Origin of the sequence: Amorphoplanes digitatis (genome assembly GCF_014205335.1) — a bacterium.
GTDB classification, from domain to species: Bacteria; Actinomycetota; Actinomycetes; order Mycobacteriales; family Micromonosporaceae; genus Actinoplanes; species Actinoplanes digitatus.
In genome coordinates this window covers 1804032-1817002 of record NZ_JACHNH010000001.1, presented here as the reverse complement: position 1 = coordinate 1817002, position 12971 = coordinate 1804032, and the positions used below count along the sequence as shown (strand labels likewise).

At 72.1% G+C, this 12971-nt stretch carries 10 protein-coding genes; 2 read left to right on the top strand and 8 right to left on the bottom strand.

Annotated features, from left to right (window positions below; all coding sequences use genetic code 11):
• Nucleotides 1-44 precede the first annotated feature (44 nt).
• From ggt to BJ971_RS08235, 3 genes are all read right to left on the bottom strand, one after another.
• The gene (gene ggt / locus BJ971_RS08245; protein WP_377885315.1) at nucleotides 45-1844 is read right to left on the bottom strand and encodes a gamma-glutamyltransferase; all 1800 of its coding nucleotides are present in this window, start codon (nucleotides 1842-1844) and stop codon (nucleotides 45-47) included.
• Between the two features lie 76 nt (nucleotides 1845-1920).
• On the bottom strand, nucleotides 1921-3468 hold the full coding sequence (locus BJ971_RS08240; protein ID WP_184991295.1) for an alpha/beta hydrolase: 1548 nt from the start codon (nucleotides 3466-3468) through the stop codon (nucleotides 1921-1923).
• 101 nt (nucleotides 3469-3569) lie between these two features.
• Nucleotides 3570-6626, bottom strand: a complete 3057-nt coding sequence (locus BJ971_RS08235; RefSeq protein ID WP_184991294.1) for a M14 family metallopeptidase — start codon at nucleotides 6624-6626, stop codon at nucleotides 3570-3572.
• Between the two features lie 126 nt (nucleotides 6627-6752).
• On the opposite strand from BJ971_RS08235, the gene BJ971_RS08230 reads away from it, so the two are divergent.
• Nucleotides 6753-7889 carry a PQQ-dependent sugar dehydrogenase gene (locus BJ971_RS08230; RefSeq protein WP_260414868.1) on the top strand — a complete coding sequence of 379 codons (1137 nt, stop codon included), beginning with the start codon at nucleotides 6753-6755 and terminating at the stop codon, nucleotides 7887-7889.
• A 55-nt stretch (nucleotides 7890-7944) separates the two neighbouring features.
• Here the strand turns inward: BJ971_RS08230 and BJ971_RS08225 are convergent, their stop codons facing one another.
• The 4 genes from BJ971_RS08225 to BJ971_RS08210 form a co-directional block, all read right to left on the bottom strand.
• The gene (locus tag BJ971_RS08225; protein WP_239087320.1) at nucleotides 7945-8190 is read right to left on the bottom strand and encodes a hypothetical protein; all 246 of its coding nucleotides are present in this window, start codon (nucleotides 8188-8190) and stop codon (nucleotides 7945-7947) included.
• Between the two features lie 114 nt (nucleotides 8191-8304).
• Nucleotides 8305-8613, bottom strand: coding sequence for a hypothetical protein (locus BJ971_RS08220; protein WP_184991292.1), 309 nt, complete (start codon nucleotides 8611-8613; stop codon nucleotides 8305-8307).
• Nucleotides 8614-8622: 9 nt separating this feature from the next.
• A complete protein-coding gene (locus BJ971_RS08215) occupies nucleotides 8623-10293 on the bottom strand; it encodes a sodium:solute symporter family protein (protein ID WP_184991291.1) in 1671 nt (556 codons plus the stop codon).
• A gap of 47 nt (nucleotides 10294-10340) precedes the next feature.
• The gene (locus BJ971_RS08210; RefSeq protein WP_184991289.1) at nucleotides 10341-11030 is read right to left on the bottom strand and encodes a TetR/AcrR family transcriptional regulator C-terminal domain-containing protein; all 690 of its coding nucleotides are present in this window, start codon (nucleotides 11028-11030) and stop codon (nucleotides 10341-10343) included.
• 86 nt (nucleotides 11031-11116) lie between these two features.
• Between BJ971_RS08210 and BJ971_RS08205 the strand changes: the two genes are divergently transcribed.
• On the top strand, nucleotides 11117-12301 hold the full coding sequence (locus tag BJ971_RS08205) for an FAD-dependent monooxygenase (protein ID WP_184991287.1): 1185 nt from the start codon (nucleotides 11117-11119) through the stop codon (nucleotides 12299-12301).
• A gap of 3 nt (nucleotides 12302-12304) precedes the next feature.
• On the opposite strand, the gene BJ971_RS08200 is transcribed toward BJ971_RS08205, so the two are convergent.
• Complete coding sequence (locus BJ971_RS08200) at nucleotides 12305-12964, bottom strand: HAD family hydrolase (RefSeq protein ID WP_184991284.1); 660 nt, start codon at nucleotides 12962-12964, stop codon at nucleotides 12305-12307.
• Between the last annotated feature and the right edge of the window lie 7 nt (nucleotides 12965-12971).

Below are 12971 nucleotides of genomic sequence, written 5' to 3'. Positions count from 1 at the left end.
GCCCCGGCGCCGGCCTCCCGCGAGGCCGACGCCGGAGGGCCGGCTCACCGCCGGGGCCGGACCACTCCCGCGGCGCCGCCGCCGCGCCGAGCCGGCTCGGCGGTGGCGATCAGCGAACCGCCCGGCCGGAACTCGATGGCGGTCGCCGCGCCCAGCTCCGCGACGTCCGCCGCGAAGCTGTGCCCGAGCTCCGTCAGCCCCGGGCCGTACCGGAGGTGGAAGGCGGGCTCGGACTGGATGCCGGCGGAGTTGCGCTGGGAGGCCCGCGGCGCGGCCATCGCCTCCGGCAGCGTCATGCCCAGGTCGATCCGGTTGATCAGCACCTGTAGCACCGTGGTGATGATCGTGGCGCCGCCGGGCGAGCCGAGCGCGAGGAAGGGCCGGCCGTCCTTGAGCACGATCGTCGGCGACATCGAGCTGCGCGGCCGCTTGTTCGGGCCGGGCAGGTTCGGGTCGGGCGCGCTGCCCTGCGTCGGCGTGAAGTTGAAGTCGGTCATCTCGTTGTTGAGCAGGAAGCCGCGGCCGGGTACGACCATCGCGTTGCCGCCGGTCTGCTCGATGGTCAGGGTGTACTCGACGACGTTGCCCCAGCGGTCGGCGACCGTGAGGTTCGTCGTGCTCTGGCCGTCCTCGACCGGCCCGCCGACGGCGACCGGCGTACACCCGGAGGCGTTGATGTCACCGGGCGGGACCGGCTTGACGAGCGCGTGCGCGGGATCGATCTGGCAGGCCCGCTGCCCCGCCCACGCGTCACTGATCAGCTTGTTCAGGACCGGCTGGGGAGTGTACGCGCCGACGTACCGGTTGCGGTCGGCGAACGAGAGCGCGGTCGCCTCGGCGTACTGGTGCAGGGCCTGGATCGTCGGTACCCGCGAGAGGTCGGTCCGCTCGAGGATGTTGAGCGCCTCGCCGACGGCGGTGCCGCCGCTGGACGGCGTCGACATGCCGTAGACGTCGAGCCCGCGGTAGACGGACCGGGTCGGCGCCGGGAACCGCAGCCGGTACCCGGCCAGGTCCTCCCGGGTCAGGCCGCCGGGGCGGATCGGGTAGGTCCAGGTGCCGGTCGGATGCTCGGCGACCGGCGGGCGCCGCACGGTCCGGACCAGGTCGGCGCCGACCGGGCCCCGGTAGAAGACGCCGGTGCCGCGCTCGGCGATCAGCCGGTAGGTGTCGGCCAGGTCGGGATTGCGCTGCGTCGAGCCGACCGCCGGCGGGGCGCCACCGGGCAGGTAGAGCTCGCGCGTGGAGTCGAACTGCCCGAACGCGGCGGCGTTGTCGGCGATCTGCTGCCGGAACGTGGCATCGACGGCGAAGCCCCGCTCGGCGACGCCGGCGGCGGGCGCGAGCAGGCTGCGCAGCGACCGCGTGCCCCACCGGCCGGCGGCCGCCTCCCAGGTGGCAAGGGTGCCCGGGGTGCCGACGGAGAGGCCGCTGACCCGGGCCTCCTGGAAGTCGTACGGCAGCCCGTCCGCGGGGTCGACGAAGATGTCCTCGGTCATCGCGGCGGGCCCGGACTCCCGGCCGTCGATGGTGTGCACCCGCCGCTGCCCGGCGTCGTAGTAGACGAAGAACCCGCCACCGCCGATGCCGGCGGAGAACGGCTCGGTGACCCCGAGCGTCGCGGCGGCGGCAACGGCGGCGTCGACCGCGTTGCCGCCGCGCCGCAGTACCTCGAGCCCGACCGCGGTCGCGGTCGGATCAACCGTCGAGACGGCGCCGCCGTATCCGATGGCGGTGGGGTCCCGCGGCGGCGCGCCGGCGTGCGCGGACGCCGCGGCGGGCACCAGCGCGGCCGTGGTCAGGGTGAGCGTGGCCGCCATGGCCAGCGCGGACGGGCGCATCATGCCTCCGAGTGATAGACAGTGGACAGACCTCCTGCCTACCGGCATGCGGTGCGGTGCACAACCCGGGACACGCTCTTCACCGTAGGCGGAAGAGGAGCGGCTCTATCAGCGCGATGGCGCCGATCCCGGCCGGCTTCGGCTCGACACCGGGGCAGCTCGCCCCGCGGCCGGCCGGCCGCAGCTCGATCAGGTAGCGGTCCACGGCCGCGTTCACGCAGTCGCTGCGGCCGTACACGACGTGGCCCCAGCCCTCGTAGGTCAGCCGCGACGCCTGCGGGCCGAGCTGGCGGGCGACGTTGCGGGCCCAGGCGTACGGGGTCGCCGGGTCGTGCCGGGCGCTGACCAGCAGCACCGGGCCGGTCCGCGCCGGCGGCAGCGGGGCCTGCGGGTTGGCGGTGCCCCGGTTCCAGCCCAGGCAGCTGTTGACCGAGGAGAGCGTGGACGGGGAGAACAGCATCCCGGGCGCCCGGGCGGCGGCCCGCTTCAGGTGTTTCCGCAGCTTCCGGTACCCGGTGACGGGCACCGCCCAGTCGTTGCAGAACACGGCCGGGTAGTTGTGCTCGCTGACGTCGACGCCGCCCGGGGCCAGCCGGCCGAACACGCCGCCCATGCCCAGGCCCATTCCCATGCCCGGGTCCGCGCCCGCCTCCGCGTCCCGCAGATAGCGGCCGAGCGCGTGCCACTGCGGTTCGTACAGGGAGTCGACGGCGACCTTGACCAGCTCGTAGACGGTCAGCCGGTCCGTGCGCACGTACGGGTCCCAGAGGACGCCCTCCCGGGCGGCGGCCAGCAGGCCGTTCCAGAGCCCGCGTACGTCGCGTCCGTGTGCCGCGCACTCGATGCTGCGGTCGCACCACCGCACGAACTGGTCGAACGAGTCCTCCGCGGCGGCGGCACCGCCGCCGAGGAAGCCGTCGACGCCGAGGCTGTGGTCGACGACGCCGTCCAGGACCAGGGCGCGGATCCGGTGCGGATACCGGCCGGCGTACTGCTCGCCCAGCAAGGTGCCGTACGACGTGCCGTAGAAGCTGATCTTCTCCTCGCCGAGCGCGGCCCGCAGCGCCTCCAGGTCCCGCACGACGCTGAGCGTGTCGACGTGGCCGTACAGCGGGCCGGTGCGCTCGGCGCAGTCGTCGGCGAGCCGGCGGTTGTACGCGACGGCCCGCTCGTACTCCCGCGCGTCGTCGACGGTGATCGGCGGGGCCGTGGCCAGCAGCTCGGTGGAGCAGACGATCGGGTTGCTGCGGGAGACGCCGCGCGGGTCGAAGCCGACGATGTCGAACCGGCGCAGCAGCTCCGGGCTGAAGAAGGAGATGCCGCCGAGCGCGAAGTCGACGCCCGAGCCGCCGGGGCCGCCGGGGTTGACCACCAGGGTGCCGATCCGGGCCGCCGGGTCGGCGGCCGGCCGGCGGGCGACGGCGACCTGGATCGTCGGCCCGTCGGTGTCCGCCCAGTCGACCGGCACCTCGAGCCAGGCGCACTGCGCGGTCGGGTCGTCGGCGCAGGCCGACCAGTCCGGCGCCGCGCCCCGCACCGCGCGGGCGGGTGCGGGGGCGGCGGTCAGGGCCGAGGCCGTCAGGACAGTCAGGAACGAGGCCAGGATCGGCCGTGTGATCGCTCGCACCGGTGGTCTCCGCCCTGCACGGCAGGCGCGCCGCGCGCCTCCTGTTTAGGGCAAGCGCGCGGCGCGGTCTGCAATATCGGGCGATTTACGTCCGAAAGTGATTACACCTTCAGGTGTCGCAGCACCCTGCGCATCAGGTCGGCCCGGTCCGCCTCGGGCAGCCCCTCCAGGCCGAAGCCCAGGTAGACGCTGTCCCGGGTGGTCACGGCCGCGCCCGAGTCGAAGGCGAGCTGGCTGCGCGCCCAGTCGGAGCTGTTGATGCCGGAGCCCGCGGGCGGCCCGGCGACGGCCCAGCCGCCGAGGTCGGCCTCGAACGAGGTCTGCTGCGACACGACGCCGTCGGTCTCGATCTGGACCGAGTCCAGGAACACGCCCAGGCCCTGGGTGGCCCAGTCGGACATGTAGGAGATCGAGACCTCCACCTGCTTGCCCGCGTACGCGGACAGGTCGGCGTCGAACGGCTTCCAGCCAGCGCTGTTGCCGGTCGCCGCGTTCCAGGTGCCGGTGGTGCCGGTCGGGGTGCAGTCGGCGCCCTGGTAGTGGGCCAGGAACGGGTGGATGGTGGTGATGCCGGACTGGCAGCTGTCGCCGGTATCGGTGGTGGTCAGCCCGCCCGCGTCCGGCAGCGTCGTCCACTCGTCGGTGCCGACGACGTGCGCCTCCACGAACATGAAGTCCCAGCTCGCCTCGGTGTCGAACGACGTCTGGAACTTCAGGTGCGCGGCGCTCGCCGACGTGAGGTCGACGGTCTTGGTGAGCCGCTTGTAGGAGACGTCCGCCTGACCGCTCCACACGTACCAGTCACCGTCGAACGGCTCGTACGGAGCGGCGCCGGCCGTCTGCCAGTCGAGCGGTGCCGAGCTGCGGAACTGCGGGAACTGCGAGCTCGGCAGGAAGCTCGAGGTGGCCAGGAATGCGGCGGTGTGGTCGCTGGTCGGCGTGGCCGAGAAGCCGGTGAAGGCCCCGGCGGTGCCGGTCAGCGGGTTCGGCGTCCCGTCGGCGCTGGTGCCGCCGTCGTCGACGTAGGAGTACGCGCCCAGCCAGTACTGCTCGAAGTCGTTCAGGATCGGCAGACAGGTGGGGTCGGTCGCGCTGGTGCACTCCCCGGGACCCTGCGGCTGGTACACGTACGCCCCGTTGGCGCCCTGCGCGAAGCCCGCGTACTTTCCGGCGAGCAGCAGCTTGCCGCCCTCGTTCAGGTAATCGCGGACGGCAAGCTCGGTCTCCAGGGCCGAGCGGGCGACCGTGCCGCCCACCTGGCCGGGCGCGCGCGGGATGATGTCGTCGCCGGTCTCCCAGACCACGGCGTCGTAGTGCGACAGCACACCCAGCGGGTGGGGTGCCTTGCGGCCGTTGGTGTCGATGTCGTAGACGTCGGCCGTGCGCCCGGCGGCCCGGATGGCCGCGACGTGCTCGTCGGCGTACCGGGCGCTGGTCGCGCCGTCGGTGTTGGCCGGCGAGATGCCGGTGACGTCCTCGGCGGCGAGCACCAGCACGTCACCGCCGATCTTGTCGGCGACCGTGTAGGTGAACGCGGCCGACCGCACGGTGTCCCGGCCCTTACGGGCGGTGAACCAGACCTCCACCTTGTCCTTCGGCTTGGCCTTGGCCACCGTGCCGCGGCGCTCGGCGAAGTACTGGTTGACGCCGTCGCCGTACCGCTCGCCGTCGTTCCACTCCCGGGTGCCGTCGGTCCGCTCGCGGCCGCCGTTGACCTTGTAGTGCAGGGTGACGTCGCGCAGGCTGCGCCGGGCGGTCACGGCGACCTCCTGGCGCGAGCCGTACGAGGTGTCGAACGCGTCGACGGTCAGGTCGGCCGTGGTGCGGCCGACGACCGAGACCGGGTTGTCCGGGCTCTGCGCCGACTTGGCGACCGAGAGGGCGAACGGCACGTTCTTGAGGAACTCCTCCTGGATCAGCTTCTCGTCGTCCGGGAAGTTGAAGCCGCTCTCGCAGTCCGCCGCGTTCCACTGGTCGTCCGGGTACAGGTTCGAGATGGTCTCGCAGGTGCTCATCTCGGGCGTGAAGCCGATCGCTCCGGTACGCACCTGTGCGTGGAAGTCCGTGTCACCGTTTGTGGTGTACAGCTCAGCCGAGATGTCCGGGTCGTAGCCGGGCACCGCCGGGTGCGCGTCGTCGCCGACCATGGCGATCGCGATCTGGTCGTCCGGGCTGGGCGTGCTGACCTGCCAGCCGATGCCGTAGAGCAGCAGCTCGGCGGCCGAGTGGTAGTTGATCAGGAACTCGAAGCCGACCCGCTTGAACAGGCCGTCGAGCGCCTTGGTCTCGGGCTCGGAGTTCGCCGAGGGGCCGCGGTAGGTCTCGCTGGCCGGGTCGGGCGACGAACCCTCGTTGTCGTAACCCCACTTCTCCGCGAAGTTGCGGTTGAGGTCGACGCCGTCGCCGGCGGTGATCTCGCCGTCACCGTTGTTGTCGCGCAGGTTCTTGCGCCACAGCCGGTTGCCCTCGGTGAAGGTGAAGTCGTAGCCGTCCGGGTTGACCACCGGCACGAACCACAGCTCGGTGGTGTTGATCAGCCGGGTCAGCTCCGGGTCCGTGCCGTAGCTGTCGATGACGTGGTGCAGCAGGCGCCGGTTCATCTCGGGCGTGATCCACTCCCGGGCGTGCTGGCCGCCCAGGTAGATCACCGCGGGCCGGCGGCCGTCGGGAACCACGCGCGCGTCGCGCGTCACCTTCACGGCCTGGATCGGTACGCCGCGCACCGTCTTGCCGATGGTGACCAGCTTGGCCAGGCGCGGATTCGCGGCGGCCGTCGCGGCGTACTCGTCGCGGAGGCCGCCGGGCGCGTTGTACTGCCGGAAGACCGTCGGCGCGGCGGCGGCCTGCCGGCGCATCGCCGTCGTGGTCCGCTTCTGGGTCAGCGGCACGCCCGCGGCGACGAGCCGTTCGGCCTGGCGCCGGCCGAGGATGGTCTCGACGGTGACTTTGCCTTCGGCGGCGGCGGTCACCGCGCTCTCGTCGTGGTCGATGCCGACCGCGCGCAGGCGTTCAAGCTGTGGTGCGTCGAGGGTGCCGACGTACACCGCGAGGTTGTCCTCCGGTGCAGCGGCGGCCGCCGGCGTGATGCCGGACAGGACCGTTGCGGCCGCTGTCACGAGCGATAACGCGCCAGCGGTAACCCAACGAGTTGGGGTCATGGTTGGAGCCTCCATGGGTGGGAAGGTCGTGTGTGGACCCTCCCGGCCCGCGCGAGAGGCTGTCAAGGATGCAAATCAGTAGATCTCGTCACCGTTCAGGTTTTTCTCAGGACGGCAGGGCACGGTATGCGGATGTCAACCGCCATACGGACGAATGCACGTTGGTCGATCGGGGTGGTCACGGCGAGTGTCGCGCTGCTGACCGGCTGTTCGGGCGACGCGCCGCCCGCCGGACGACCCACCTCGGCCACGCCGACGTCCGCACCCGCCTCCGCCGCACCGGCGGCACCCTCCGCGAGCGGGGGCGTGCCGGACCTGAGCGCGCCCGAGACCGTCGCTACCGGCCTGGACGTGCCGTGGGGGCTGGCGTTCCTGCCCGACGGCAGCGCGCTGGTCGCCGAGCGGGACCGGGGCCGGGTGCTGCGGGTGGCGCCGGGCGGCGGCGCGCCGAGGCAGGTCTTCGAGGTGCCGGGTGTCGCCGCGGCCGGCGAGGGCGGCCTGCTCGGCCTCGCGGTGGCCCGGGACTACGCCGAGACCGGCTGGGTGTACGCCTACCACACGGCCGCGGACGACAACCGGATCGTGCGCTTCAAGCTCGGCGGCGGCGCACCGGAGGTGCTCTTCGACGGCATCGACAAGGCCGGCATCCACAATGGCGGCCGGATCGCCTTCGGCCCGGACGGAATGCTCTACGCGGGCACCGGCGACGCGGGCGAGGGCTCGGCCTCCCAGGATCCCGGCGACAGCAACGGCAAGATCCTGCGGCTGACCCCGGAGGGCCGGGCCGCGCCGGGCAACCCGACGCCGGGCTCGCCGGTCTGGAGCCTCGGGCACCGCAACGTGCAGGGCCTCGCCTGGGCGGCGGACGGCACGATGTACGGCATCGAATTCGGCCAGAACCGGTTCGACGAGGTCAACGTGATCAAGCCCGGCCGGAACTACGGCTGGCCCGAGGTGGAGGGCAAGGGCGGCGGCTCCCGGTACGCCGACCCGATCGTCACCTGGACCACCGACGTTGCCTCGCCGTCCGGCGCGGCGATCGCCGGCGACACCCTGTACGTGGCCGCGCTGCGTGGTCAGCGGCTCTGGACCGTGCCGCTCGGCGGCGGCGAGCCAAGGGCCGAGTTCCCGGGGCGGTACGGGCGGCTCCGGACGGTGGCCGTGGCGCCGGACGGCGCGCTCTGGCTCACCACGTCGAACACCGACCGCAACGGCGACGGCCGGGACGGCGACGACCGGATCCTGCGCTTCCCGGCCCGGTGACCCGAGAACGGCGAAGGCCGGCGCGGGGCCGGCGGGATCGAACGGGGGGTCAGACCTACTTGGTGGGAGGCATCTCCGGCAGTTGGCTGATCACAGCGGCGTACTGGGCGACCTGCCTCCAGTTCGGCACGACGCCGACACTGCGAAGCTCATCCTGAATGGCCTGCGAGACCACATCCTCGGACTGACCGCGATGCGTCTGCATGACCCTGTTGACCGCGAAGTCAACACGAAGCTGCATCTGCCAGCCGGCGGGCCGCTGAGCGGCGCCGGCGAGGCTTACAGGGGCGACGGGTTCCATGCATTGAGTATCGGTAGCACTAGATCGGAATCGGAAGGTATCGGGGTGCCGCGCAACCAGCTTGCACCCGAGCCGCACCGCCCTCTCCATCAGACGGCCGATCGTCGCGGCCGTTCAGTCCCCGGCGGACGCCTCCGGGCCGGCCTCCGCCGCCGAACTCCTGTGTTGTTCGGGCACACCGGCGGGCCGCAGCCGGAGCCAGATCAGGAAAAAGGCACCCAGGGCCAGCATCGCCAAACCCATCCAGAGGTTGATCCGGACACCCTGCGCCTTGGCGATCTCCGCGCTGCCGTCGAAGACACCCACCAGCGTGACGATCAGCCCGTATACCACGAACAGGCCGCCGATCACCCGGCGCACGTCGAACAGCCGCGCCGCCGCCGAGACCTTCTCGTCGTCCGGGCGGTTCATCTCCTCGTCCATGACGCCTCCTTACCAGACGGGTATGTAGAGAAGTAGGGCGAGCGCTACGGCGGTGACGCCGAGCAGGACCGGGTTGCGCCACCAGACCTTGTCGGCGGCCAGGATCGTCTCGCCCGAGGTGGAGGTGCCGGCGAGGCCGTAGACGAGCCCGCGCAGGTCGTCGTCGGGCTTCGGCCGGGTCAGCGGCGTTACCAGGGCGGCGACGGCGAGGGCGACGATGAAGGCCAGCCCCGCGCCCCAGAAGCTCTCCTCCAGGTCGGAGTCGAACCTGACCACGTCGCCGAGGTAGAGCAGGTAGAGCGAGAGCGACGACAGCGTGCCGAGCAGCAGCGACCAGAAGCCGGCCCAGGCGGTCATCCGCTTCCAGAACATGCCCACGATGAAGGTGGCGAACAGCGGGGCGTTGAAGACCGAGAACAGCGCCTGGATGTAGTTCATGATGTTGCTGAAGCCGGCCGCGATGAACGCGGTACCGATGCCGATGATCACGCCGCCGACGGTGGCGATCCGGCCCACCCGCAGGTAGTAGGAGTCCGGGCGGTCCCGGCGCAGATAGGCCTGCCAGATGTCGTAGGTGAAGACCGTGTTGAAGCCGCTGACGTTCGCCGCCATGCCGGCCATGAACGCCGCCAGCAGGCCGGTCACCGCGACGCCGAGCACGCCGTTGGGCAGCAGGTCGCGCATCAGCAGCGGGATCGCGTTGTTGTACATCAGGTCGCCCTCGTCGGCGCCGAGGCCCTGGATCGTGACGAGGGCGATCAGGCCCGGCACGACCGTGACGACCGGGATGATCAGCTTCGGGTACGCGCCGATGATCGGGGTACGCCGGGCCGCGCTCATGTCCTTGGCCGAGAGTGCCCGCTGCACCTCCGCGAAGTTCGTCGTCCAGTAGCCGAAGGAGAGCACGAAGCCGAGGCCGAACACGATCCCGATCCAGCTCGCGCCCAGCGGGTTGTCCGAGGTCGCCGTGCCCTGCCAGGTGTGCAGGCCGGCCTCGCCCAGCTTGCTGTCGCGGACCGCGGCGAACAGCCCGTCGACGCCGCCGACCTTGACCAGGCCGACGATGGTGATCGGGATCAGGCCCGCGAGGATCACGAAGAACTGGAGCACCTCGTTGTAGATCGCCGAGGAGAGGCCGCCGATGGTGATGTAGGTCAGCACGATCGCGGCGCCCACGACGATCGACACCCAGAGCGGCCAGCCGAGCAGCGCGTCCAGGACGAGCGCGAGGGCGTACAGGTTGACGCCCGCGATCAGCACCTGGGCGACCGCGAAGCTGAGCGCGTTGAACAGGTGGGTCGGCCGGTTGAAGCGCAGCCGCAGGAACTCGGGGACGCTGCGGACCTTCGAGCCGTAGTAGAAGGGCATCATCACGATGCCGAGGAAGACCATGGCCGGCACCGCGCCGATCCAGTAGTAGTGCAGGGTCATCAGGCCGTACTGTGCGCCGTTGGCCGCCATACCGATGATCTCGAGCGCGCCGAGGTTGGCCGAGATGAAGGCGAGACCGGTGACCCAGGCGGGCATCGCCCGGCCCGACAGGAAGAAGTCCGCGCTGGTGCTGATCGCCCGCCGGGCGGCGATGCCCACGCCGAGCACGGTCACGAAGTAGATCGCCAGGATCAGGTAGTCGAACACGTCGAGATCGAGCCGTAGCCCCTCGGCAGCTAGCGTCTCCACGGGCACCTCCGAATGGTCGGAGAAGCCGATACCCCGCTGTGGCGTGGTTACACCCGCCCGGTCCGGCGGTCGATCAGGCTCTCCAGGCCGTCGAGGATGCGGTCCAGGCCGAAGGCGAAGGCCAGGTTCTGGCCGCCCCCGGTGGCCGTCTCCGTCATCGCCGCGGTGAGGTACGGGAAACGGTCGCCGTGCTGCCGCATGACCTCGCCCATCGCGGCGGTCATCTCCGCCTCGTTCATCCGCGCGTCCGCCTGCTGGGCCAGCATCCGGGCGTGGCCGGCCAGCACCGCGACGGCGTCGAGGCGCTCGGCGCCGGTGAGCCCGCAGTCGCGGCCGAGCCGGGCCAGCGCGCACTCCATCCAGCCGAGCTCGCGCGGGCCGAGCGGCCGGCTCCCGACGGTGGCCCCCATCGTCCACGGGTGCCGCAGGAAGGCCTCATACAGCAGCTCGGACCATTCGGCGAGCGCCTCGCGCCAGCCGGACGCGCGCAGCTCGGGCGGCTCGCCGATGGCCCGCTCCACCATCAGCGCGACCAGCTCGGCCTTGCCGGGCAGGTAGCGGTAGAGCGACATCTTCGTGAAGCCCAGCTCGCCGGCCACCCGCTGCATCGACACCGCGGCCAGGCCCTCGGCGTCGGCGACGGCGATGGCCGCGTCGGCGATGGCCGCGAGGCTCAGCGCCGGCTTCGGCCCGCGCGTCGGCGCCGCGCGGTCGCCCCACAGGAATTCCACCGACATCCGTCAACCCTCTTGCGTCCCGGCGACAACTGTATCTACCGTACACAGAAAATAACTGATTCCTACGGACACAGTTTGGAGCCGCCATGAACGGCAGGACCGTCCTCATCTCCGGCGCGAGCATCGCCGGACCCGCGCTGGCCTACTGGCTGGGCCGGCACGGCTTCCGGCCGACGATCGTGGAGATCGCACCGGCGCTGCGCACCGGCGGCAACGCCGTCGACTACCGCGGCCCGGTGCACCTGGGGCTGCTGAGCAGGATGGGGGTGCTGGAGGAGCTGCGCGCGGTGCAGACCGGCGGGACGGCGATGCGGTTCGTCGACGAGCACGACCGGCGCCTGATGGAGATGCCGTCCGACTTCGCCGGCGGCGACGTCGAGATCCTGCGCGGCGACCTCTCGCGGATCCTCTGCGCCGCCGGCGCCGAATGGACGGAGTACCTGTTCGGCGACAGCATCGCGGCGCTGGACGAGACGCCGGACGGCGTCGACGTCACGTTCGCCGGCGGCGCCCGGCGCACGTTCGACCTGGTCATCGGCGCGGACGGGGTGCACTCCGCCGTGCGGCGGCTGACCTTCGGGCCGGAGCGGCAGTTCGTGCGCCACCTCGGCTACTACGTGGCCGGCTGGGACGTGCCGAACGATCTCGGCCTGGGCCGCGACACGCTGAACTACAACGTGCCGGGGCGGCTGGTCTCGATCGGCGGGGACCACCGCGATCCGGACCGGGCGGGCGCGTTCGTCGCGTTCGCGTCGCCGGAGATCGCGTACGACCGGCACGACCTTTCCGCGCAGAAGCGCATCGTGCGCGAGCGCTTCGCGGGGCTGGGCTGGCGGGTGCCGCGCCTGCTCGACGCCCTGGACACCGCCGACGACCTCTACTTCGACCAGATCTGCCGGGTCGACATCGACACCTGGCACCGCGGCCGGATCGCGCTGGTCGGCGACGCGGCCTGCGGCGCCACGATCGGGGGCATGGGCAACGGCACGGCGGTGGTCGCGGCGTACGTGCTGGCCGGTGAGCTGGCCGCGGCGGGCGGCGACCACGCGGCGGCGTTCACCCGCTACCAGGCCCGGATCGGCGCGTTCGCCCGGCGCGCGCAGCGGGGCGGCGGCGGTGCCGGCCGGTTCCTGGCGCCGCGCCGGGCGTACGGCATCCGGGTCCGGAACTGGCTGCACAACCAGGGCTGGTTCATGGCCCTGACCATGCGGGTCGCGGGCGACCGGAGCGCCGGCATCGATCTGCCGGACTACGAGGCCACGCTGGTGTGACCGTCAGCGCAGCTTGCCGACCGCCTCGACGGTCAGCTCGTCCAGGCCGTCGATGACCAGGCTCGCCAGCGCCAGCGCGTCCTCGGCGGGCGGGTAGACCCCGTGCGGCACCGCGATGACCGCGAGCCCGGCCGCGGCGGCCGAGCGCAGGCCGTTGCTGGAGTCCTCGACGGCCGCGCAGACCTCCGGGGTCAGCCCGAGGCGCTCGACCGCGGCCAGGTACACGTCCGGCGCGGGCTTGCCGCGCGGCACCTCCTCGGTGGACAGCGTCACCCGGAACGTGTCGGTGAGCCCGGCCGTCTCGAGCACCTGGTCGATGAGGATCCGCGCGGACGAGCTGGCCAGGGCAACCGGGAAGTGCCCGGCGATCCGCCGGACCGCCTCGACCGAGCCCGGGATCAGCGGCAGGTCCTCGCGGTAGCGCGCGGCCATCCGGTCGAGCACGTCCGCGGCGACCTCGCGCGGGGTGCGCGGCACGCCCAGGTCCGCACTGAGGTGTGTGGACCACTCGGGCGTGCTCATGCCCATCATCCGGCCCTGGCTGTCGGGCAGGAAACGCCGGCCGCGCTCGGCCACGTAGCCGCGGCGCACCTCCTCCCAGACCTCCTCGGTGTCGATGATGACGCCGTCCAGGTCGAAGACCACAGCCCGCACCCCACCCATTAGCTAA

What these genes read in the sequence shown, in the direction of transcription:
- ggt (WP_377885315.1), bottom strand. Translation starts at nt 1,844, where the DNA reads ATGATGCGCCCGTCCGCGCTGGCCATGGCGGCCACGCTCACCCTGACC.
- BJ971_RS08235 (WP_184991294.1), bottom strand. Translation starts at nt 6,626, where the DNA reads ATGACCCCAACTCGTTGGGTTACCGCTGGCGCGTTATCGCTCGTGACA.
- BJ971_RS08230 (WP_260414868.1), top strand. Translation starts at nt 6,753, where the DNA reads ATGCGGATGTCAACCGCCATACGGACGAATGCACGTTGGTCGATCGGG.
- BJ971_RS08225 (WP_239087320.1), bottom strand. Translation starts at nt 8,190, where the DNA reads ATGGAACCCGTCGCCCCTGTAAGCCTCGCCGGCGCCGCTCAGCGGCCC.
- BJ971_RS08220 (WP_184991292.1), bottom strand. Translation starts at nt 8,613, where the DNA reads ATGGACGAGGAGATGAACCGCCCGGACGACGAGAAGGTCTCGGCGGCG.
- BJ971_RS08210 (WP_184991289.1), bottom strand. Translation starts at nt 11,030, where the DNA reads ATGTCGGTGGAATTCCTGTGGGGCGACCGCGCGGCGCCGACGCGCGGG.
- BJ971_RS08205 (WP_184991287.1), top strand. Translation starts at nt 11,117, where the DNA reads ATGAACGGCAGGACCGTCCTCATCTCCGGCGCGAGCATCGCCGGACCC.
- BJ971_RS08200 (WP_184991284.1), bottom strand. Translation starts at nt 12,964, where the DNA reads ATGGGTGGGGTGCGGGCTGTGGTCTTCGACCTGGACGGCGTCATCATC.